The organism is Brevundimonas faecalis, from assembly GCF_040549405.1.
Taxonomy (GTDB): domain Bacteria; phylum Pseudomonadota; class Alphaproteobacteria; order Caulobacterales; family Caulobacteraceae; genus Brevundimonas; species Brevundimonas faecalis.
Genome location: NZ_JBEPTF010000002.1, coordinates 419,958 through 440,553 on the forward strand (window position 1 = coordinate 419,958; position 20,596 = coordinate 440,553).

Below are 20,596 nucleotides of genomic sequence, written 5' to 3' on the forward strand. Positions count from 1 at the left end.
TCCTACTGCGGCTCGACCCGCACTTCGGCCCGGACCGAGTTGGCGATATAGCAGGCCTCGTGGGCGCGGTGATGCAGGTCGTCGATCGCCGCCGCGTCCGGCCGCTTGTCGCCCGACCAGGTCACGGCGGGGCGCAGAACGACCTCGGTGATCGACACCTTGCCGCGCTCGTCCTTGCCCAGGGTCCCCGCCGCCTCGTCGCGGTAGGAATCGACGACGAAGCCGTCCTTGCGGGCATAGGCCAAGAAGAAGAGCATGTGACAGCTGGACAGGGCGGCGACCATGGCCTCCTCAGGGTCCACCGCCGCCGGATCGGACAGGGGCTCGGGCACGCCCGACGGCGCCGAGGAGCCGCGCACCACGGCCCCGCCGTCGAAACGCCATTCGTGGGCCCGCGAATACTGATTGTCGCTGAAGGGCTGATCGCCCCGGCTCCATTCGACGACGGCGAGATGCTGGCTCATGGCGTGCTCCGAAAGTGGTTCGGAACCCAAGCTAGGCGCCCGCGCCGCCTTTCGCCAGCATCCGCATCTGCATCTCGGCCCGAATGGTGAAGCCCAGGGCGTGGTACAGGGCGATGGCCCCGGCGTTGTCCGCATAGGAATGCAGGAAGGCCGTTTCGCCCCGCGCCAGGATGCGTTCGATCACCGTCCGCATCAGGGCGCCCGCATAGCCGCGCCCGCGCGCGTCCGGATGGGCGCAGACGCCGGACACCTCGGTGAAGCCGTCGGGCTTCAGCCTTTCTCCCGCCATGGCCACCAGCCGCCCGTCGTGCTTGACGCCGAAGAAGTCGCCCAGACGATGGGTCTTATCGAAGAAGGGACCCGGTTCCGTCAGGGTCGCGAGCGCCAGCATGGCCGGGGCGTCCGCCTCGGTCAGAGGCTCGATCCGAATGTCGCGGGCCTTCGCCGGAGACAGATCGATCAGCACCATCTGCGCCAGAACCGCCGCCTTCAACACCGTCATGCCGGGCGGCGCCGGCGCAGCCTCCGCTTCGACCGTGGCGATCAGGCCTTCGGGCTGCTCCAGCTCCGCCATGGCCGACAGGCTGTCAGGCGAAGCGTCCACGCTGGCGGCGAAGACGCCGTAACCAGGGGCGAAACGCAGAGCCCGGCCCCCGTTCGCCACGCCGCCCACGGCCAGATTCGACTGGCGCGTGGACGTCAGGGCGTTCCAGATGGGACGGTCGAGAGGATGAGGCACGGCCTCAGCCCTGCCAGAAGCCGACGATCTTCTTGACCTCGTCGATGGTCGGCTGGGCGACTTCGCGCGCCTTCTCCGCCCCGGCCGCCAGGGCCCGGTCGATCTCGGCCGGGTCGGCCATCAGGCGGCGCATCTCGGCCGTGACGTTCGCCATCGAGGACACGGCCAGTTCCGCCAGCTTGGGCTTGAAGGCGCCGAAGCCCTGGCCGCCGAACTCGGCCAGGACGGCCTCGCGCGTGGTGTCCGACAGGGCGGCGTAGATGGCCACCAGGTTCTTGGCCTCGGGCCGCCCTTCCAGACCCTCGATCGTGTCGGGCAGGACGTCCATGTCCGACTTGGCCTTCTTGACCTTGGCCGCGATAGTGTCGGCGTCGTCGGTCAGGTTGATGCGCGACAGGTCCGACGGATCGGACTTGGACATCTTGGCCGTACCATCGCGCAGAGACATGACCCGCGTCGCAGGCCCCTGGATCAGGGGTTCGGGCAGCGGGAAGTAACCCGGCGCGCCGAAGTCGTTGTTGAACTTGGCGGCGATGTCGCGGGTCAGTTCCAGATGCTGTTTCTGGTCCTCGCCGACCGGCACCTCGGTCGCCTTGTAGAGCAGGATGTCCGCCGCCTGCAGCACCGGATAGGTGTAGAGGCCGACGCTGGAGCGTTCCTTGTGCTTGCCCGATTTCTCCTTGAACTGGGTCATCCGGTCCAACCAGCCGAGGCGGCCGACGCAGTTGAAGATCCAGGCCAGCTCGGCGTGGGCCGGCACGGCCGACTGCGGGAAGATGATGGCCTTGGCCGGGTCCAGGCCCGAGGCCAGATAGGCGGCCGCGATCTCGCGCGTCTGAGCCGCCAGCTTCTCGGGCTCCTGCCAGACGGTGATGGCGTGCATGTCGGCGACGAAGATGAACAGGGGCGCGCCCTGGTCCTGCAGTTCGGTGAAGCGCTTCAGAGCGCCCAGGTAGTTGCCCAGGTGCAGGGCGCCGGAGGCCTGGATGCCGGACAGGATGCGGCGAGGACCGGTGTATTGAGCCGGGGTCTGGTCAGTCATGGGGGCGATTCTCGGAATCAAAACGGCTGAGTTCGGCGCGCACGCTGAACAATGAGGTCCAGGCGCGCGAAGGCGTGCTGAAAACAGTCAGCCTCGCCATCGCTGGGCGACGAAGGGATGTCCCTGAGCAGTCATGCCATCGCGCTTATCGGTTCGGCGAGCGAAGGGCAAGGCTTGGAAAACCTCACTTTCAGCGCGCGCGCCGGATCATGCCCTTCACTTCGGCCACCGTGATCGCCCGCGTCAGGAAGGCCAGAAGCACATAGGTCAGCCCTCCTGCCGCCACGACCAGCAAAAGGGCGATCTCCTTGGCGCCATGTCCCGAACCCAGGGCCTCCATGACCGTCTGGACAGGCGCCTGAAGCAGGGGACGCGCCCAGGAAGCCGCGCCGACCACGACGGCCAGGCCCAGGCTGGCGACGCCGATCCGCAACAGGCGCGACATCGCCGAGGCGCTTGGCCGATAATGTCCGCGCCGCCACAGGGTCGCGCCGAGCAAGAGGGCGTTGGTCCAGGCCGCCGCGCTGACCGCCGCAGCGATCCCCGACACCCCCATGCCCAGGTGGAACAGAGCGATGGCCAGGGCGGCGTTCACCGCCACCGATACCAGGGCGAAGGCCATGGGGCTGCGCGTGTCGCCGCGTGCGAAGAAGGCCGGGGCCAGGATGCGGATCAGGACGAAGGCCGGCACGCCCCAGCCGAACTGGAACAGGGCCTGGGCGGTGTTGACCGCGTCGACCTGAAGAAAGGCGCCGCGCGTGAAGAGGGCGTCGATCAGGAAGTAGGGCATGGCCATCAGGGCCCCCGTCGCCGGCAGAGTCAGGGCCATGGACAGGACCGTCGCCTCGTCCATCGAAGCCTGCTGCTGCCCCCGATCCTCGGACGCCACGGCTGCCGACAGGCGAGGCAGAAGCGCGATGCCGATGGCCACCCCGACAAGACCGAGCGGCAGTTGGTACAGCCGGTCCGCTGTCGCCAGCCAGGTCCGACCGCCCGCCACGAAGCTGGACAGATTGCCGGAGATGAAGACGTTGATCTGGGTCGCGCTGTTGCCGATGGCGGCTGGAACCGCGGTGATGATGATGGCCTTCACCGCCGGCGTCAGGCGCGGCATGGACAGACGGATGTTCGCTCCAGCCTTGCGCGCCGCCCACCAGCACAGACCGGCCTGGGCCACGCCCGCGACCGCCACGCCCCAGGACGCCGCATAGGCGGCGCCCACCTGGCCGCCCTGCGCCGGAACGACGGCGGCCAGCATGATCAGGTTCAACAGGATGGGATAGGCGCCTGAGACGATGAATCGCCCCCGCGCGTTCAGCACCCCGCTGAGCAGGGAGGCGATCGCCATGCAGGGCAGATAGGGCATGGTGATCTGGGTCAGCACCACAGCCAGCTTGAAACGCGCCGGATCGTCCAGGAAGCCGATGTTGATGACCGTCATCAGCCACGGCATCGTCAACTGCGCCAAGATGGTCAGCACCACCGTCACCGCCGCGACGGCGGCCAGGGCGTCGGTCGCCACCTGATCGGCCGCCGCCTCGCCCTCGGTCTTCAGCGTCTTGGCGTAGGCCGGCACGAAGGCGGCGGCGAAGGCCCCTTCGGCGAAGATGCGGCGGAACAGGTTGGGGAAGTTCAGGGCGGTGTTATAGGCGTCCGCCGCCGGTCCCGCCGAGGCGCCCAACGCCGCCGAGATGACCACGTCGCGCGCGAACCCGGCCAGGCGGCTGAGCAGGGTCATGCCGCTGAAGATGGCCGAGGAGCGCATGACGCCCCCGCCCTTGACCGTGGTCGAAGCGGCCGGCGGTTGGACGACCGGCTCCATCGTGGCGTTGGCGGCGGAGATCGGCGCGGCCGGTTCGATGGGATCGGTCTTGTCGTTCACGGCTGGTCTCTATGCTCGCCCGGTCACACGCCTTAGCGCGCCCGCGCGCCGCTGGATACGGGCTTGCGTCCCACCTCGCCTTCCAGGTCGGAGACGTCCCGCACGCTGGCTCGTACTGGAACAATGCGTCGCCCCGCCGGTCCCAGGGGCGCGCGGTTCAGGACGTCCAGAAGATCCGCCCTCAAGGCTTCCAGACGCGGAGCGTCCTTCGGTTTCCCGCCGTCGGAATCGGTGATGTAGAAGCCGTCCACCGCCCGCTCGCCGAAGCTGGCGATATGGGCCGATCGGGTCGAATAGCCGTGAGCCGATATGGTGCGCGCCAGATCCGCCAACAGGCCGGGACGGTCGGCGCCCGAAACCTCGATCACCACGGCGCTGGTCCCGGCCTCGGTGTCGATGCGGACCACGGGCCGCACCTCGAAGACGGCGCGGCGCGCGCTGACTCGCGGAGTCTCCACGGCCGAAGCCCGCGCCCCTTTCTGCGCCGCCCTTTCCAGGGCCTTGACCAGAATGGCCAGGCGGCGCGGCTCGCGCTGACCATAGGCCTCGCCCGCGCCGTCCTGAATCTCGAACACGTCCAGGGCCGTCCCGTCCTCGGCCGTGGCCAGGCGGGCGCCCACCACGTCGGCGCCGGCCATGGCCAGGGTCGCCGCCAGGTCGGCGAAGAGGCCCGGTCGATCCACGGCGGCCACCGCCACGCGCGCCGTGCTCTCCAGCGCCGTCTCGGGCATCAGGGCCTCGACCGCCGCCCCCTCGCGGCGCGCTCGTTCCACCAGGGCCGGATGTTCCGTCAGCGGGTCCTCGCGGCGCACGTCGTCGCCGCGGAACAAAGCCTCTGCAGCCTCGAACAGGGCGCGCATCAACTGGCCCTTCCATCCGTTCCAGACGCCCGGCCCCACGGCCCGGATATCGGCCACGGTCAGGACCATCAGCATCCGCAGGCGCTCCGGATCGCCCACGGCCTCGGCGAAGGCCCGCACGGTCGAGGGGTCGGACACGTCGCGCTTCTGGGCGTAGTCGCTCATCAGCAGGTGGTGGCGCACCAGCCAGACCACCAGTTCGATCCGTCCCGGATCGACGCCCAACCGCTCGCAGGCCCGCCGGGCGGCGATGGCGCCGTCCTCCAGTTGTCCCCTGTCGCCGCCCTTGCCCACGTCATGCAGCAGCATGGCCAGCATCAGGACCTCCGGATCGGCGATCCGATGAATGATGGCGGTCGAGGCGGGGTGATCCGCCTCCAGCTTGCCGCGCGCAATGTCGTTGATGATCCCCACGGCCTGAAGCGTATGCTCGTCGACCGTATAGGCGTGGTACATGTTGAACTGGGTCTGGCCGACGATGCGCCCCCATTCCGGCAGGAAGCGACCCAGCAAACCCGTCTCGTTCATGATCGACAGGACGCGGTAGGGCCGCATCCCGCGCGCCAGCACCGTCAGGAAGGCCTCTGCCGCGCGCGGGTCGCGCCGCAACGCCGGCGTCACCAGAGGCAGGGCGCGGATCACGGCGGCGAAGGCGTCGGGATGCAGGTCCAGATCCAGCCGGTCGGCCTCGACGAACAGCAGCAGCAGCCGCACCGGGTCATGGGCGAAGACCCCGCCCCCCCTTACCGTCAGCCGCCCCTCTTCGATCGCCAGACCGTCGAAGGCCAGCTTCGCCCGCCGCCGGGGGATCAGGCGCGACAGGCCGCGCGCCAACCCTTGCGCCTTCTTCTGCTGACGAGCTTCCAGTTGAGCCGAAACCGCGCGGGTCAGGGCGCCCACCTCGCGCGCCACCTGGAAATAGCGCCGCATGAAACGCTCGACCGCCAGTTCGTCGCCGCGCCCGCGCCAACCCATGCGCCGGGCGATCTCGGGTTGAAAGTCGAAGGTCAGCTTCTCCTCAGCCCTGCCCGCCGCCAGGTGCAGATGAATGCGCACCTTCCACAGAAAGCCGATGGCTTCGCGGAAGCTGCGCAGCTCGCGCGCGCTCAACAGGCCCTCCAGGGCCGCCTGTCCCCGCTCGCTGTCCGGCGCCAGGGACCGGGCGATCCAGAACAGGGTGTTCAGGTCGCGCAGCCCGCCCTTGCCGTCCTTGACGTTGGGCTCGACCCGATAGCGCACCGCCCCGGTCTTCTGCAGGCGGACGTCCCGCTCCTCCATCTTGGCGGCGATGAAGGGGCGGGGATCGGCTTTAGCCGCCTGGGCGCGAAAACGGCCGATCATGTCCAGGGCCAGGGCTTCGTCGCCGGCCAGGAAGCGCGCCTCCAGCAGGGTGGTCCGCACCGTCATGTCGGTGCGCGCCAGCGCCAGGGTCTCATCGAGCGATCGCGAAGCCGAACCGACCTTCAGCCCCATGTCCCACAGGACGTAGTGGACGAACTGCGTCACCGCCTCCGTCCGGGCGTCGGACTTGCCCGACCGCAGGAACAGCAGGTCCAGATCAGAAAAGGGCGCCAGAACCCCGCGCCCATAGCCCCCGACGGCCACCAGGGCCAGCCGCCCGGCCTCGGTCGCGCCCTGGGTCGGATACAGGGTCTCGGTCGCGAACCGCCACAGGGCGATCAGCATCTCGTCGGCGGCGTTGCAGTAGAGCCGGGCTGTCTCGGCTCCGTCCGAGGCCCCCTGCCCGCTTTCCAATCGCCGCGCAGCCCGGGCGCGAGCGGCTTCGAAGGACTTGGTCAGCACGCTCGCCGCAGCGGCCCGCACGTCGGGCGTCGAAGCCGCCTCCGCGAGCCGCTGATCCAGGTTCACGGCCGGCTCCGCTCCTGGGCCAGGCCCTTCAGGCGATACAGCGCTTCCAGCGCCTCGCGCGGGGTCAGGTCGTCGGGATCGAGATCCGCCATCGCCTCATCCAGCGCCGAACTGATCGGCGCCGGCGGAGGTTCGGCCACAGCGGCGAACAGAGGCAGGTCGTCCAGGCGCGCCGTCGCCGCCTTCTCGCTTTCCAGCCGATCCAGCACCTCGCGGGCGCGTCCGACCACGGCGGTCGGCACCCCGGCCAGCTTGGCCACCTGCACGCCGTAGGAACGGTCCGCCGCCCCCGGCGCCGCCTCGTGCAGGAAGACCAGGTCGCCGTTCCACTCGCGCGCCTTCATCGACAGGTTGCAGACGTGGTTCAGCCGCTCCTCCAGCCGCGCCAGCTCATGATAGTGGGTGGCGAACAGGGTGCGGGCGCGATTGGTCTCGTGCAGGGCCTCGGCCGTGGCCCAGGCGATGGCCAGGCCGTCGTAGGTGGCCGTGCCGCGTCCGATCTCGTCCAGCACGACGAAGCTGCGCTCCGTGGCCTGGGTCAGAATGGCGGCGGTCTCGACCATCTCCATCATGAAGGTGGATCGGCCGCGCGCCAGGTCGTCGCCGGCGCCGACGCGGCTGAACAGCCGATCCACGACGCCGAGCCGCATGGCGCGCGCAGGGACGAAGGCGCCCGCCTGGGCCAGGACCACCAGCAGCGCGTTCTGACGCAGGAAGGTCGACTTGCCGGCCATGTTCGGACCGGTGACGATGGAGAGACGCGAAGCCCTCTGCCCGTCGCCGGCCAACCGGCAATCGTTGGGCGTATAGGGATCGCCCTGCGCCTTCACCGCCGCCTCGACCACCGGGTGGCGGCCCGCTTCAACGGCGAAGTTCAGGGAATCGTCGACCACGGGCCGCACGGCCCCGACCTCTTCCGCCCATTCGGCCAGAGCGGCGTGGGCGTCCAGCTCCGCCAGGGCCTCGGCCACGCCCTGCAACGGCCCGGCCAGCCGCACGACGTCGCGGCGCCAGGCCTCGAAGGTCTCGCCCTCCATGGCCAGGGCGCGGTGCCCGGCCTGGCTGATCTTGGCGTCCAGCTCCGACAGTTCGACCGTGGTGAAACGGACCTGGTTGGCCAGGGTCTGACGGTGGATGAAGGGGCTGTCCGGCCCGGCCCGCAGCAGGCCTTCCGCGGCCTTGGCCGAGGCCTCCAGGAAGTAGCCCAGCACGGCGTTGTGGCGCACCTTGAAGGCGACGCCGCTCTCGGCCACAGCGCGAGCCTCCAGATCGGCGACCACCCGGCGGCTGTCGTCGCGCAGGGTGCGGGCGGCGTCCAGTTCAGGACGATGGCCGGGGTTCACGAAGCCGCCGTCGCGCGCCAGATGCGGCGGCTCCTCGACCAGGCCGTCCGCCAGATCAGCCAGCAGATGCGACAGGTCGCCGTCCAGCGTCAGCCGGTCGAGACAGGCCGCCACGCGCGCCGGCGGTCCGGCCAGAGGGTCATGGGTCGTGGCCGCGAACAGGCCCGCCAGTCCCTGCGCCGTCGTCAGCCCCGAGCGGATCGCCGCCAGATCGCGCGGCCCCCCGCGTCCCAGAGCGAGGCGCGAGGTCGCCCGGGCCACGTCGGCCGAGGCCCGCAGGGCGTCGCGCAGACCTCGCCTCAGGTCGCGCCGCTCCAGCAGCCATTCCACCGCGTCCAGCCCAGCGTTGATCGCCGCCGGATCTCGCAGGGGCCGCGACACGCGCTCGGCCAGGGCCCGCGCCCCGCCCGAGGTGACGCTGCGGTCGATGCAGTGCAGCAGGGAGCCGTCGCGTTCGCCGCGCTGGGTCCGGTCGATCTCCAGGCTCAACCGCGTCGCTGGGTCGATGGCCAGGAAGCCGCTCTCGCCCGAGCGGCGCGGCGGAGCCAGGGCGGGAATCTTGCCGGCCTGTGTCGTCTCCAGATAGGCGGCGATCAGGCCCAGGGCCGAGACCTCGGCCTCCTCGAAGGCGCCGTAGCCGTCCAGGGCTGAGACGCCGTACAGGCGCTGCACCCGATCACGCGCTCCGACCGGTTCGGCCAGGGCCTGCGGCATGGCCTGGACCACCCCGCCGGAGCCGTCCAGCGCCCCCTTCAGCGTCTCGTCCGAGAACAGACGGTCGGGCACCAGCACTTCCGATGGTCGAAACGCCGCCAGCGCCGCGCCCAAGTCCGACAGATCGCAGGCCACGCTGTCCACCGCCCCGGCCGACAGCTCGACCACGGCCACGGCGGCGCGGCCCTTGCGCACCGCCACCGCCGCCAGACGATTGGCCCCGCGCGCGTCCAGCAGGCTGTCCTCGGTCAGGGTGCCGGGCGTCACCACGCGAACGATGTCGCGGTGGACCACGGCCTTGGAGCCTCGCTTCTTGGCCTCCGCCGGGTCTTCCAACTGCTCGCAGATGGCGACCTTGAAGCCCATGCGGATCAGTCGGGCCAGATAGCCGTCCAGCGCATGGACCGGCACCCCGGCCATGGGGATGTCCTCGCCCTGGTGCTTGCCCCGCTTGGTCAGGGCGATCCCGAGGGCCGCCGCCGCCTTCTGCGCGTCCTCGAAGAAGAGCTCGTAAAAGTCCCCCATGCGGAAGAAGAGGATGGCGTCCGGCTGACCCGCCTTGGCCGCCAGGAATTGCGCCATGACCGGCGTGGTTCCGGCGTCAGGCTTCAGATCGGTTTTCGGAGGGTGGGCGACGGGAGCGTTCATACCCGCACAGGGTGCAGGATCGCCCCGCCCGCCTCAAGCGTGAACCGCGCCGATCATGCACAGGCGGAAGGCGAAACGCCCAACCTCCTGTGGATCAGGCCGCGTTGCTGATCCTCAGGCGCAGGCGCGAGGCCAGGGCCGCCGGGCCTTCGTCCAGAGCCAGGGCGCTCCAGTCGATGTCGGGCGTCCGGGCGTGGGAGGCGGCGATCATGGCGCGCATCTCGGCGGCCGAGGCGACGCTGGCCACCACCTGATCCACGCCGGGCAGGTTCAGGGCGTAGGCCAGGGCCGCCTGCATGGGGTCGATCCGCGCCTCGGCCAGACGACGTCGCGTCCGCGACAGGGCCATGCCGTGATCCGCCAGTTCCGGCGGCAGGCTGTCGCGATGAGCGAACAGCAGGCCCTGGGCGAAGACCGAGGCCAGATGCACCTCGACCCCCTGGGCCGCCATCTCCTCGATCGCGCCGCCGCGCGCGGCCCGTTGATCCAGGATGTTGCAGGCGATCTGCACCACGTCGGGCTGGAAACGACGGGCCATCAGGGCGGGACCGTCCTCGACCGCCGCCACGAAGCCGATCTTGCGGAAGATTCCCCGATCCTTCAGCGCCTGCAGCCGGTCCCACAGGGCGCGCCCCTCGGCGCCCGCCAGATCGGCGGCGCTTTGAACCAGGACGGCGTCGCCGCGCGGCAGGCCCATGCGCTCCAGCGAACGACGCGCCCGCGCCTCAACCCGGTCCAGGCCGTCGGCCAGGGGCACTGTGCGCACGGTGACGCGGAAGGGCGAGGGGAAGGGCCAGGCCTGGCCCAGCATCCGCTCCACGTCGCCTTCGGGACGGGTGGCCACCAGGCTGACGCCCGCGTCGCCCGCAGTTTGAAGCAGAAGGCGCGTCGCATCCTCCCGCTGGCCGGGCGGCAGCGGACGGGACCGTTCGGGCTCGGCCACCACAGCGATGGCCAGCCGGTCGGCCGGAGAGGGCGGGACGGCGAATCTCACACGCCGATATTCCGCGCCAAAGCTTAAGGGAGATTGACTGAAATCAAGGCTGTTGGTGAACGAACAGGCTTAATCCGCATCCGGCTGATTATCGGGATGCGCCGCATTGAAGGCCGGATGCAGGCCCGCCCGCATCTCGATCTCGAGCAGACGCGGAAACGCGGCCAGATCGACGTTGAACCGCCGCGCCGAATAAATCTGCGGGATCAGGTAGCAGTCGGCCAGGGTCGGGGCGCCGCCGAAACACCATCCCTCGCCATGACGCGCGACCAGAGCCTCCAGGGCGGCGAAGCCGTCGAGAATCCATCGCCCGGCCCAGGCGTCCACGCCCGTCTGATCGGCGCCCAGTTCGCGCACCGCCTTCAGCACCCGCAGATTGTTCAGCGGATGGATGTCGCAGCCGACCAGAGCCGCCATGGCCCGCACCACGGCCCGGTCGCCTGCCGACGAGGGCAGCAAGGCCGGGGTCGGGTGCGTCTCCTCCAGCCACTCCAGAATGGCCGGGCTCTGGGACAGGACCAGGCCGTCGTCGGTCTCCAGCGCCGGAACCAGGCCCTGGGGGTTCAGCGCCAGATAGGCGGCGGATTTCTGCACTCCGGCCCTCAGATCGACCGGAGCGGTTTCATAGACCAGCCCCTTCAGGTTGAGGGCGATGCGGGTGCGATAGCTGGTGCCCGAGCGCCAGTAGCCGTGCAGGATCATGACGTCACCGTGAAGCTGAGCGGCGTCAGGCCGCCGATGCTCGCCTCGACCCGGTCGCCGGGAACCAGAGGCCCGACTCCTTCGGGCGTGCCGGTGAAGATCAGGTCGCCGGGCTGCAGGCTCCACAGCTCATTGGCCTTGGCCAGAATCCCCGCCGGGTCCCAGATCATGTCCGACAGACGTCCCGACTGACGCGCCTCGCCGTTGACCTTCAGCTCTATGACCGCATCCGCATCAGGCAGGGCGCCCAGCGTCAGGGCGCCGCAAGGCGCCGACTGGTCGAAGGCCTTGCCCGCCTCCCACGGCCGCCCCTTGGCCTTGGCCTCGGCCTGAAGATCGCGCCGCGTCAGATCGACGCCCACGGCCCAACCCGCGATGACCCCGCCTTCACCAACAGCGACGACCAATTCGACCTCGTGGTGCAGGTTCCCGGTCGCCGACGGATAGGCCGGATCGGCTCCGTCCACGACCAGGGCGTCGGCGGGCTTGGCGAAGAAGAAGGGCGCGGGCTTGTCCGGATCAGCCCCCATTTCACGGGCGTGGGCGGCGTAGTTCTGGCCCACGCACAGGATGCGGCGCACCGGGAAACGCCGGTCGTCGCCGACGACGGACAGCGAGGGAATCGAAGCGGGCGGGAACAGCCATCGGGTCATGCCGTCGTTCTTAGGACGACCGTTCGGACGACGCCAGACGCGGCGGCTCTACAGGAACCTTGGTCGCCGGTGTGGCGTTCGGCTCAAGGGTTCTCTATCTATAATCGTCAAGCTTATACACCCAGCGGAGCGCGCACATGGCCACGACCAAGGCTCGGGAAGACATCAAGAACGACCTGAAGACCCTCAAGGAGGATCTGAAGACCGGCGCCCGCGAAGAAACGCAGCGCCTGAAGGAAAAGGCCGCCGAGGCCGAGGCCCGCCTGCGCGAACAGGGCGAGGAACTGCGCGACAAGGCGCGCGGCTACTACGACAGCGCCCGGGTGCGCGGCCGTGAATATTACGACGAGGCCGCCGAGCGCTTCGACGAAGCCCAGCGCTACGTCATCGAACGCGTCCAGGAACGCCCGGTCCAGTCCACCGCCATCGCCCTCGGCGTCGGCGTCGTCCTGGGCATGCTGATCGCCGGTCGTCGCCGCTGATGCTCGGGCGCCGGCTGATCAATCGCGCGGTCGCGACCTTTGTCGCGGCGGGAGCGGGCTTCGTCGCCATGGTCGCCCTGGGCGCCACGGTCTACTACCTGCTCCTGCTGGCCCTGCCGCCCGTGGCCGCGGCGGCCGTCACCTCGGCCCTGTTCGCCCTCGTCACCCTGTTCGTGGTCCTGATCTTCATCCGTCAGGCCCATGGCGACGACGAGGAGGAGGAAGAGGACTATCAGCCGGAAGGCCTGGGCGCCCGCGCCTTCCACCTGTTCCAGCAACGCCCCGTCCTGGGCACGGTCGCGGCCCTGGCCGGCGGCTGGATCTTCCTGCGCAATCCGGCCCTGGCCACCATGGTCGCCGCAGCCTTCACCGAGAAAAGCCACTCGCGCCGCCGCCGTTGATCGACGGAACAGCACAGTCTTCGGAGCGTTATCAAGGAGCAGGTGAAATCGCCATCGATGGACATCGATGATTTCGCCTTCATCCCGATAATGTTCCGGAGGTCTTCATGCTTCGCTGGGCTATCATCTTCTTTATAATCGCCTTGGTCGCGGCCGTTCTCGGTTTCGGCGGCATTTCAGGAATGTCGTTCGAGATCGCGAAATTCATCGCCATCATCGCCGTCATTCTCTTTGTGGTCTCTCTGCTCGTCGGCGGCATGAGAGGACGCGGACCTCGCGTCTAGCCGCCACATTCAGCAGATCGAACAAAAGCCCCGGTCGTCGGCCGGGGCTTTTTCACGCCGGGGCTACGGCCGCTCGGCGTCGGGGCAGGCGCCAGACCTGGTCGTCGGCGAACCGCTGGCCGGTCCAGACGACGGAGGTCACGACCATCTCCCGCTCGTCCCAATCGATACGGTTGAAGCCTGGCGGCGCTCCGCGCTCCCGCCGCGACAAGGTTCCGCATCCCACGGCGTAGGAGCAGCGATCGGACAGATCGACGTTCAGAGCGAAGGGCGTGTGCACATGGCCGGTGGTGATCAGGTCCACCCCGGCCTCGGCGAAGATCAGGGCCGCCGCCTCGCCGCGCTTGACCTCGCCGGTCATGGGGGCGCCGATCATCTCGATCAGCGGATGATGGCAGGCCAGGATGCGCAGAGCGCCCTGGGGCGCGCGTCTCAGGGCCTCGGCCGCGCGACGCGTCTGATCCAGATCGATCACCCCCTTCGACCAGTTGAGCCGCGCCTGCCAGCCGCGCGCCGTCGTGACCCCGCGCACCATCAGGCCCGGGCTGCGGAACTCATGGTCGTGCGCGGGATGGCCGGTGGCCCGCTCGAACGCCCGCCAGGGCCAGAACAGGCGCGCCGCCACATCCCAGTAGGGCACGTCATGATTGCCCACGGTGACGAAGACCGGCTGGGGCATGGCGCGGATCCATTCGCCCGCCGCCGCGAATTCCTCGGGCAGGCCCCGCTGGGTGATGTCCCCGGTGATCAGGACCAGGTCGTGAGGCTCGGCGTGGGCGTAGTCCACCGCCGCCGCCACGGCCCGCACGTGCTCGCAGCCGAAATGGACGTCCGAAAACTGGATCACCCGCCCCATCAGGCGCGGACGTCCGTCGCGGCCTCGGGCGGCGAACGCCGGGGCGCCAGGGCCATGAAGGCGCGCGGAATGAAGACCGCCTTGGCTTCTGCGCGCAGCAGCACCGGTTCTCCGTCGATCACCGCCGGAATGCGGGAGCGCGCCCAGACGGCGATCTTCCTGGCGGGTCGGGTCGTCACCTCGGGATCATGACGCCAGTCGTCGAACAGGGCGTGCGCCGCCAGGCGGAAGGCCTGCGCCGCGTCCGAGGTGTTCATCGCCGCAGCCTCAAGCCCCACCGGCTCGTCCATGACCTTGGAGATCAAGGGGCAGATCAGCACCAGGGCTTCCGACTTCTGTTTTTCTCCGGCGTCCAGGGCGAAGCGGATGCGGCCGGAAAAGGCGCGGTTGAAGGCCCGGCGCGCATACATCCAGGCCAGTTTCAGCTTGCCGGTCCGCATGGCCTCGCGGGCCGGCGCCCAGAGGGCAGGAGAGCCCAGGATGGCGGCGCAGAAGAAGGCCTCTTCCGCATCGATCCGGCCGCCGGACACGGGTTGGGCCACGCCCTCCTCCAACGCGCGCCGCAGGGCGACCTTCCAGTCCCCCGTGCCGTACAGGGCCTTGGGCAGCATGTTCATGGTTCCGCCCGGCAGGGGGGCCACCAGGGGGCCGTCCGGTCCCGCCCGCGTCGCCACCGAGCGCGCCGTCCCGTCTCCGGCCAGGACGAAGACCGCATCCGCTCCGGCCTCGAGCGCCTCGCCGATCTGGACGGGGATCTTCGCCCCCTCCAGGGTCGTCACCGTCGCCTCCAACTCATATTCCGCCAGCATGGCCTCGGCTTCCGCCGCCGCGCCGGGGCCGACCCCGCCGGACAGGGGATTGACCAGGATGATCACCCGCTTGAGCGCCGCGTGCGGGGTTAGAGGGCGCTTTTCCAATGTCGGAGCCGTGTCTGTCATGGTTCGCGGGAACGCCTCGTTTCCCATCGAAGTTCCGTCGAACGAAATATTGCGAAGCTTATCGCCTTCGCCCCGGAACCGCCCTCTTTCCTGGGCGTTCTGTGCGCAAGGGGAGCAATTTCGGGATGAAGGACAGACCCATGAACAAGGCGATCATCGCCATCGCCGGCGCCGGCCTTCTGGTTACAGCCTGCGCCAGCGATCCGTATTACGGCGGCGGCGGCAATGAAACCGTGCGTCAGGGCGCCATCGGCGCCGGCATCGGCGCGGTCGCCGGCGCCATCATCGGCAACAATGTCGGCGGCGGCAACGCCGCGACCGGCGCGGCCATCGGCGCCCTGGCAGGCGGCGCAGCCGGCGCCATCCGCGGCTCCAACCAGGACCGCGGCAACCAGCAGCGCTATCGCGACAACCAGGGTCGCTATTACTACTGCTACGACAACCGTCAGTCCGAGTGCTACTGGGAGAACGGCCAGCGTCGCTACTAAGCGGCTGGCGTCCGAAGCTTTTTCGGGTCAGTTTTCAGGGGCGGTCCGCGACGCGGGCCGCCCTTTCTGATTTCTGTATCCATCCTGTCGCGCCCGGGGCTGGGCGTTCGCTAGAGGGGCCGCCGCATGAAAACGATCCACGTCCTCGCCGTCGTCGCCGGGGCCAGCCTGGCCGCCCTCGCCGCCTGCGCGCCCTCCAGCCCCTACAAGGAACGCAGCGATCTGGTCAGCAATCCCGCAGCCTGCGCGCCCAAGCGGTTCGAAGTCTATTTCGACAACGACCAGGCCCGCCTGACCCCCGCCGCACGCGAGGCCGTCAGCCTGACCGCCACCCAGCTCCAGGGCTGCGACGTCACCAAGGTACAGGTCCTGGGCCTGGCCGACGCCCGCAGCGGCACCGCCGCCGCCAACCAGACCCTGTCGGAGCGTCGCGCCCGCGCCGTCGCAGAGGTCCTGGCCGCCGCCGGACTTCCCGCGCCGGCCTTCGAGGTCGAGGCCGCCGGCGCCGACGGGGCCCGGGTCAACGGCGTCAACGATCCCCTGCGTCGCCGCACCGAGGTCCTGATCGAGGCGCGTCCCCGGCGCTGAGCCTCGGACAATCCGCCCATGCGGCGCCGGGTCGTGGACGGTGGCTGTCGGGGCAAGAGGCGACTAAGGTCCGGCTCGCTCTGAAACTCAGCGGTCCTTTCGTCTTGCGCCTTCTGTCCCTCCTGCTTCTCTGGCTGGCTCTCGCCGTTCCGGCCGTCGCGGCGCCCTCAGCCCTCGACCAGGCTCTGGCCGCCGGCGCGGCCGCATCTCCGGCCGGTCCCCAGAGGACCGAACGGATCGAGGCGGAGCTGGTCCCGATGAGCGCATGGGCCGCGCCGGGCTCGACCGCCGTGGTCGCCGTGCGCCAGAAGATCAAGCCCGGCTGGCACACCTATTGGCGCAACCAGGGGGATTCGGGCGGCCCGACCACGCTCGAATGGTCCCTGCCCGCCGGAATCAAGGCGGGCGACATCCTCTGGCCCCTGCCTGAACGGCAGAGGCTGCAGAGCCTGATGAACTACGGCTATTCCGACGTCGTCTTCCTGCCCGTGCCGATCGAGGTTCCCGCCTCGGCCCGTCCCGGCGAGGTCCTGTCCCTGCGCGCCACGGCGCGCTTCTTCGTCTGCAGCGACGAGATGTGCGTGCCCGAGGACCTGAATCTGGCGCTGAACCTGCCGGTGCGCGACGGTGCCGCGCCGCTCGATCCCCGCTACGGCCAGGCGATCCAGGATACGGTCGCTGCCGCGCCGCGCCCCGCAGGGATCGTCGCGCGCGCCGCCTTGGCCGACGGCCGGCTGACCCTGACGGCGAGCGGAGGGCCCCTGGCGAACGCCCGCCCGCGCTGGGCCTACTTCTATCCCTTCCAGGGCGGAATCATCGATCACGCCGCCGCCCAGTCCGGCGAGCGCGGCCCGCAAGGCCTGACGACGACGGTCGCGGCCGGGCGGAACCTGGTCGCCGAGGGCCTGACGGGACCGATCCAAGGCGTCCTGTCCACCGACCTGGGCGCCTGGGAGATCACGGCGGAACCGGGTGCGCCCCTCGCCGGCGTCGCTGGCGACGGCGGGATCGGAGACGGCGAAGGAGCTCAAACCGCCGGATCAACCGTCGACGCCGTCGGCTTCCTGCGCGCCGCCCTCTTCGCCCTGCTGGGCGGGCTCATCCTCAACCTCATGCCCTGCGTCTTTCCCATATTGGCGATGAAGGCGGCGGCGCTCAGCCGCTCGGCCCATCATCCGGTCGAGGCGCGTCGCGACGGCCTGGCCTTCCTGGCCGGGGTTCTGGCGACCTTCGTCGTCCTGGCCGGCGCCCTCCTGGCCCTGCGCGCGGGCGGCCAGGCCCTGGGCTGGGGCTTCCAGTTGCAATCGCCCGCCGTAGTCGCGGCCCTGGCCCTGCTGATGCTGGCCGTCGCCCTGAACCTGTCCGGCGTCTTCCATGTCGGATCGGGATTGCAGGGCGCCGGGAACGGCTCCTTGTCGCGCCTGCCCGGCGCCGTGGGCGCCTTCTTCACCGGCGTCCTGGCCGTCGTGGTGGCCGCACCCTGCACGGCGCCCTTCATGGCCCTGGCCTTGGGCGCGGCCCTGGTCATGCCCTGGCCCATGGCCCTGGCCGTCTTCGTCATGCTGGGCCTGGGCCTGGCCCTGCCCTATGTCCTGATCAGCTTCAGCCCGCGCCTTCTGGCCCGCCTGCCGCGCCCAGGTCCGTGGATGGAAAGCCTGCGCAACCTGCTGGCCTTCCCCATGTACGGCGCCGCCCTGTGGCTGGCCTGGGTCTACGGCCGTCAGACCGCCGACGCCCTGGCCCTGCTGTTCGGCGCCGGACTGATGCTGGCCCTGGCCCTGTGGCTGTTCGGCCGAGGCCAGGCGTCGCCCGATCGGGGCCGCGTGTTCGCCTCGGCGGCCGCTGCAGCCCTGATCCTCGCCCTGGGTCTAGGCGTCATAGCCGGTCGCGCGGCGCCCGCCGACCGCGCCTCAAGCGACAGCCGCCTGCCGTCCGCCCCCTGGTCCGAAACCGCCCTCCGCAACGCCCTGGCCGAAGGTCGTCCGGTCCTCGTCAACTTCACCGCTGACTGGTGCGTCACCTGCAAGATCAACGAGGGCGCCGCCCTGTCCTCGCCGCGCACGACCGAGGCCCTGCAGGCGGCGAACGCCGTCTATCTGGTCGGGGACTGGACCCGTCGCGACGACGCGATCACGGCCGAGCTGCAACGCCACGGCCGCTCGGGCGTGCCGCTCTATCTGCTCTATGCGCCCGGCAAGCCGGAGCCGCGCATCCTGCCCCAGCTTCTGACCGAGGGCGTCGTCGTCGACGCCCTGCGGACCGCCGCAAAAACGTTGATCGGAGCCTCAAGCAGCGCGAAGCGCGATAGGCCCCAAAGGCCCTAAACCATCCGCCTCTCAGACGGCCGGTTTAGGCGGCGAGGTGATGACCTCGACATTGTCGTTCAGCAGATAGGCCAGTTCTTCCAGGGCGACCTTCCGCTCGGCGGCGCCGGCCGCGCTTTCCACAGCCGCGACCTTCTTGGGCATGTCCTCGGAGATGCCGCGCAGGATGCATTTCAGGTCATTGTCCGTGCCGCGTTCCTTCAGCACCAGATGCCCCTGAAGGTCGCGAGCAGCCAGTTCGGCCGCCTGGGCCTTGAAGCCGGTGAAGGCGGCGCCGGTGAGGAAGCCCTCGGCCTGGGCGGCGTCGGAGGCGATCCAGCCGTCGACCACCGCCTTCAGCGAACCCGAGCGCGTCACCAGATCGGCGAACAGGGGCTCATGGGCGACCGAAACCGGCGCGTCGGCGGTGACCGGCGGCTGGGCGGCGGCTTCGGCCACCGCGGGATCGCTGAGCATGAGAACGGCGGCGAGCATCAGTCCGCAGGACATGGGCGGCATCCTTTCTTGAGCGACCGTCCGAGAAGACCAATTGGAAAACTCGGTTGAACCCGGCCGTTGATTGAACTCTTCTAGGCCTGAGCCGTAAACGAGGGCTTGCAAGCGCCGTACCAAATCACGGCCGGGCCGCGTGACGACCAAGGGGGAAGACATTTGACGCCGTACGCCGCCTGGGCCGAGCTGGAAGCCGCCGCCCGCCGGGACGCCGACGCCCGAATCGTCGATCAGTTCGCCGCCGACCCCGATCGCCTGTCGTGGATGACGCTCGATGCGGCCGGACTTCATCTGGACCTGTCCAAGCAGAGCTGGACCCGCACGGGCTTCGAGGCCGCTCTTTCCTTGGCGCGAGCCTGTGATCTGGAAAGCCGTCGCGCCGCGCTTTTCGCGGGCGAGGCCGTCAACTCGACCGAGGACCGAGCGGCCCTGCACCCGGCGTTGCGCGCGCCGGCCGGCGCCGATTTCCACGCCCTGGGCGCCCCGGTCTCCGCCCAGGTCGACGCCGTCCGCGCCGAAATGAAACTCTATGCCGAAGCCGTACGGTCCGGAATCGAGACAGGAGCAAGCGGACGCGCGTTCAAGACCGTGGTCCATATCGGCATCGGCGGCTCGGACCTGGGCCCCCGCCTGATCTGGGACGCCCTGCGCCCGCTCGATCCAGAGATCGACCTGCGCTTCGTCTCCAACATCGACTCGCGCGACATGGCCGAGGCCCTGACAGGACTGGATCCGGAAACCACCCTGATCGTCGCCGTCTCCAAGACCTTCACCACCCACGAGACGCTCGTCAACGCCGAAGCCGCCAAGGCCTGGCTGGCCGCCGCCCTGCCCGCTGCGGGCCTGGACAGGCACTTCATCGGCGTCACCGCCGCCCCGGAACGCGCCGCTGCCTTCGGGTGCGGCCGCGTCTTCGGCTTCAACGACTGGGTCGGCGGCCGTTATTCCCTGTGGTCGGCCGTCAGCCTGTCCTGTGCCATCGGCCTGGGCTGGCAGACCTTCCAGGGCTTCCTCGACGGCGCCGCCGAACTGGACCGTCACTTCCTCGAGGCCCCGATGGAACGGAACGCTCCCGTCCTCATGGCCCTGGCCCAGATCTATAATGTCGACGGCCTGCACCGCCCGACCCGCACCGTCGCCCCCTACGCCCACGCCCTGCGTCGCCTGCCCGCCTTCCTGCAGCAGTTGGAGATGGAATCGAACGGCAAGGGCGTCCGTCGCGACGGATCGCCGGTCGGACGTCAGACCTGCCCCGTCGTCTTCGGCGAGCCCGGCACCAACGGCCAGCACGCCTTCTTCCAGCAGATCCACCAGGGACCGCAGGTGGTCCCTGCCGAGTTCGTCATCGTCGCCTCGACGGACGGAACGAGCTCGGAAAGCCCTCTCTGGGCCAACGCCCTGGCTCAGGGCCAGGCCTTGATGCAAGGCAAGACCGAAGTCCAGGCCCGCGCCGAACTGATCGCCTCGGGCGCTTCGGACATCGAAGCCGACCGTCTGGCTCCCCACAGGACTTTTTCCGGAAACCGGCCCTCGACCGCCATCCTGATGCCGCGACTGACGCCCCGGACCCTGGGCGCCCTGATCGCCCTCTATGAGCACAAGACCTTCGTCGAGGGCGTCATCTGGGACATCAACAGCTTCGATCAATGGGGCGTCGAACTGGGCAAGGTCCTGGCCAGGGCCGTGCTGAAGGATGTGGCGGCGGGCGAACCTGGACCCGGCCTCGACCCCTCGACAGCCGCCCTTCTGACCCGCCTGCTGCGCTGACCTGGAACAGGTCCAGGAACCCGTCGACACCCAAGCCGTTTCGGCCCGGAAACCGGAGATACCCAG

Annotated in this window: 19 protein-coding genes; 7 read left to right on the forward strand and 12 right to left on the reverse strand. The window is 69.7% G+C overall.

All coding sequences use genetic code 11. From position 1 onward, the window contains the following. Nucleotides 1-2 precede the first annotated feature (2 nt). The 9 genes from ABIE19_RS10030 to ABIE19_RS10070 all read right to left on the reverse strand — a co-directional run bounded on the left by ABIE19_RS10030 (nucleotide 3) and on the right by ABIE19_RS10070 (nucleotide 11,910). On the reverse strand, nucleotides 3-464 hold the full coding sequence (locus tag ABIE19_RS10030) for an OsmC family protein (RefSeq protein ID WP_354089033.1): 462 nt from the start codon (nucleotides 462-464) through the stop codon (nucleotides 3-5). Between the two features lie 31 nt (nucleotides 465-495). Beyond that, nucleotides 496-1,203, reverse strand: a complete 708-nt coding sequence (locus tag ABIE19_RS10035) for a GNAT family N-acetyltransferase (protein ID WP_354089034.1) — start codon at nucleotides 1,201-1,203, stop codon at nucleotides 496-498. 4 nt (nucleotides 1,204-1,207) lie between these two features. Next, entirely contained in the window at nucleotides 1,208-2,245 is a 1,038-nt protein-coding gene (trpS, locus tag ABIE19_RS10040; protein ID WP_354089035.1) for a tryptophan--tRNA ligase, read from the reverse strand. Nucleotides 2,246-2,435: 190 nt separating this feature from the next. After that, nucleotides 2,436-4,127 (reverse strand): murein biosynthesis integral membrane protein MurJ, encoded by a 1,692-nt coding sequence (murJ, locus tag ABIE19_RS10045; protein WP_354089036.1) that lies wholly within the window; start codon nucleotides 4,125-4,127, stop codon nucleotides 2,436-2,438. Nucleotides 4,128-4,159: 32 nt separating this feature from the next. Beyond that, nucleotides 4,160-6,856, reverse strand: a complete 2,697-nt coding sequence (gene glnD, locus ABIE19_RS10050) for a [protein-PII] uridylyltransferase (RefSeq protein WP_354089037.1) — start codon at nucleotides 6,854-6,856, stop codon at nucleotides 4,160-4,162. Next, a complete protein-coding gene (gene mutS, locus ABIE19_RS10055) occupies nucleotides 6,853-9,561 on the reverse strand; it encodes a DNA mismatch repair protein MutS (protein ID WP_354089038.1) in 2,709 nt (902 codons plus the stop codon). Before mutS ends, glnD begins: the two co-directional genes overlap by 4 nt. A gap of 94 nt (nucleotides 9,562-9,655) precedes the next feature. Further along, nucleotides 9,656-10,555 (reverse strand): aldo/keto reductase, encoded by a 900-nt coding sequence (locus ABIE19_RS10060; protein ID WP_354089039.1) that lies wholly within the window; start codon nucleotides 10,553-10,555, stop codon nucleotides 9,656-9,658. 69 nt (nucleotides 10,556-10,624) lie between these two features. Continuing rightward, complete coding sequence (gene maiA / locus ABIE19_RS10065) at nucleotides 10,625-11,257, reverse strand: maleylacetoacetate isomerase (RefSeq protein WP_354089040.1); 633 nt, start codon at nucleotides 11,255-11,257, stop codon at nucleotides 10,625-10,627. Further along, the gene (locus ABIE19_RS10070; protein WP_354089041.1) at nucleotides 11,254-11,910 is read right to left on the reverse strand and encodes a fumarylacetoacetate hydrolase family protein; all 657 of its coding nucleotides are present in this window, start codon (nucleotides 11,908-11,910) and stop codon (nucleotides 11,254-11,256) included. The genes maiA and ABIE19_RS10070 overlap by 4 nt, the downstream gene beginning before the upstream one ends. A gap of 137 nt (nucleotides 11,911-12,047) precedes the next feature. Between ABIE19_RS10070 and ABIE19_RS10075 the strand changes: the two genes are divergently transcribed. From ABIE19_RS10075 to ABIE19_RS10085, 3 genes are all read left to right on the forward strand, one after another. Then, a complete protein-coding gene (locus tag ABIE19_RS10075) occupies nucleotides 12,048-12,392 on the forward strand; it encodes an ElaB/YgaM/YqjD family protein (RefSeq protein WP_354089042.1) in 345 nt (114 codons plus the stop codon). Then, nucleotides 12,392-12,793, forward strand: coding sequence for a hypothetical protein (locus ABIE19_RS10080; protein WP_354089043.1), 402 nt, complete (start codon nucleotides 12,392-12,394; stop codon nucleotides 12,791-12,793). The genes ABIE19_RS10075 and ABIE19_RS10080 overlap by 1 nt, the downstream gene beginning before the upstream one ends. 107 nt (nucleotides 12,794-12,900) lie before the next feature. Beyond that, entirely contained in the window at nucleotides 12,901-13,077 is a 177-nt protein-coding gene (locus tag ABIE19_RS10085) for a DUF1328 domain-containing protein (RefSeq protein WP_354089044.1), read from the forward strand. Nucleotides 13,078-13,129: 52 nt separating this feature from the next. On the opposite strand, the gene ABIE19_RS10090 is transcribed toward ABIE19_RS10085, so the two are convergent. After that, nucleotides 13,130-13,933, reverse strand: coding sequence for a metallophosphoesterase family protein (locus ABIE19_RS10090; RefSeq protein WP_354089045.1), 804 nt, complete (start codon nucleotides 13,931-13,933; stop codon nucleotides 13,130-13,132). After that, nucleotides 13,933-14,871 (reverse strand): diacylglycerol/lipid kinase family protein, encoded by a 939-nt coding sequence (locus tag ABIE19_RS10095; protein ID WP_354089046.1) that lies wholly within the window; start codon nucleotides 14,869-14,871, stop codon nucleotides 13,933-13,935. Before ABIE19_RS10095 ends, ABIE19_RS10090 begins: the two co-directional genes overlap by 1 nt. A 140-nt stretch (nucleotides 14,872-15,011) precedes the next feature. On the opposite strand from ABIE19_RS10095, the gene ABIE19_RS10100 reads away from it, so the two are divergent. From ABIE19_RS10100 to ABIE19_RS10110, 3 genes are all read left to right on the forward strand, one after another. Next, nucleotides 15,012-15,359 (forward strand): YMGG-like glycine zipper-containing protein, encoded by a 348-nt coding sequence (locus ABIE19_RS10100; protein WP_354089047.1) that lies wholly within the window; start codon nucleotides 15,012-15,014, stop codon nucleotides 15,357-15,359. Nucleotides 15,360-15,485: 126 nt separating this feature from the next. Next, nucleotides 15,486-15,947, forward strand: coding sequence for an OmpA family protein (locus ABIE19_RS10105; RefSeq protein WP_354089048.1), 462 nt, complete (start codon nucleotides 15,486-15,488; stop codon nucleotides 15,945-15,947). 104 nt (nucleotides 15,948-16,051) lie between these two features. Beyond that, nucleotides 16,052-18,271 (forward strand): protein-disulfide reductase DsbD family protein, encoded by a 2,220-nt coding sequence (locus ABIE19_RS10110; protein WP_354089049.1) that lies wholly within the window; start codon nucleotides 16,052-16,054, stop codon nucleotides 18,269-18,271. 12 nt (nucleotides 18,272-18,283) lie between these two features. Here ABIE19_RS10110 and ABIE19_RS10115 read toward each other — a convergent pair whose 3' ends face one another. Beyond that, nucleotides 18,284-18,760: a hypothetical protein gene (locus tag ABIE19_RS10115; RefSeq protein ID WP_354089050.1), complete on the reverse strand. Its 477-nt coding sequence runs from the start codon at nucleotides 18,758-18,760 to the stop codon at nucleotides 18,284-18,286. A 162-nt stretch (nucleotides 18,761-18,922) separates the two neighbouring features. On the opposite strand from ABIE19_RS10115, the gene pgi reads away from it, so the two are divergent. Then, nucleotides 18,923-20,530, forward strand: a complete 1,608-nt coding sequence (pgi, locus tag ABIE19_RS10120) for a glucose-6-phosphate isomerase (protein WP_354089051.1) — start codon at nucleotides 18,923-18,925, stop codon at nucleotides 20,528-20,530. Nucleotides 20,531-20,596: the final 66 nt, after the last annotated feature.

Bases quoted from the DNA above. Each gene is read 5' to 3' on its own strand.
- ABIE19_RS10105 (WP_354089048.1), top strand. From the start codon at position 15,486: ATGAAAACGATCCACGTCCTCGCCGTCGTCGCCGGGGCCAGCCTGGCC.
- ABIE19_RS10085 (WP_354089044.1), top strand. From the start codon at position 12,901: ATGCTTCGCTGGGCTATCATCTTCTTTATAATCGCCTTGGTCGCGGCC.
- ABIE19_RS10115 (WP_354089050.1), bottom strand. From the start codon at position 18,760: ATGTCCTGCGGACTGATGCTCGCCGCCGTTCTCATGCTCAGCGATCCC.
- ABIE19_RS10080 (WP_354089043.1), top strand. From the start codon at position 12,392: ATGCTCGGGCGCCGGCTGATCAATCGCGCGGTCGCGACCTTTGTCGCG.
- trpS (WP_354089035.1), bottom strand. From the start codon at position 2,245: ATGACTGACCAGACCCCGGCTCAATACACCGGTCCTCGCCGCATCCTG.
- mutS (WP_354089038.1), bottom strand. From the start codon at position 9,561: ATGAACGCTCCCGTCGCCCACCCTCCGAAAACCGATCTGAAGCCTGAC.
- ABIE19_RS10070 (WP_354089041.1), bottom strand. From the start codon at position 11,910: ATGACCCGATGGCTGTTCCCGCCCGCTTCGATTCCCTCGCTGTCCGTC.
- ABIE19_RS10075 (WP_354089042.1), top strand. From the start codon at position 12,048: ATGGCCACGACCAAGGCTCGGGAAGACATCAAGAACGACCTGAAGACC.
- ABIE19_RS10095 (WP_354089046.1), bottom strand. From the start codon at position 14,871: ATGACAGACACGGCTCCGACATTGGAAAAGCGCCCTCTAACCCCGCAC.
- ABIE19_RS10090 (WP_354089045.1), bottom strand. From the start codon at position 13,933: ATGGGGCGGGTGATCCAGTTTTCGGACGTCCATTTCGGCTGCGAGCAC.
- ABIE19_RS10100 (WP_354089047.1), top strand. From the start codon at position 15,012: ATGAACAAGGCGATCATCGCCATCGCCGGCGCCGGCCTTCTGGTTACA.
- maiA (WP_354089040.1), bottom strand. From the start codon at position 11,257: ATGATCCTGCACGGCTACTGGCGCTCGGGCACCAGCTATCGCACCCGC.
- ABIE19_RS10030 (WP_354089033.1), bottom strand. From the start codon at position 464: ATGAGCCAGCATCTCGCCGTCGTCGAATGGAGCCGGGGCGATCAGCCC.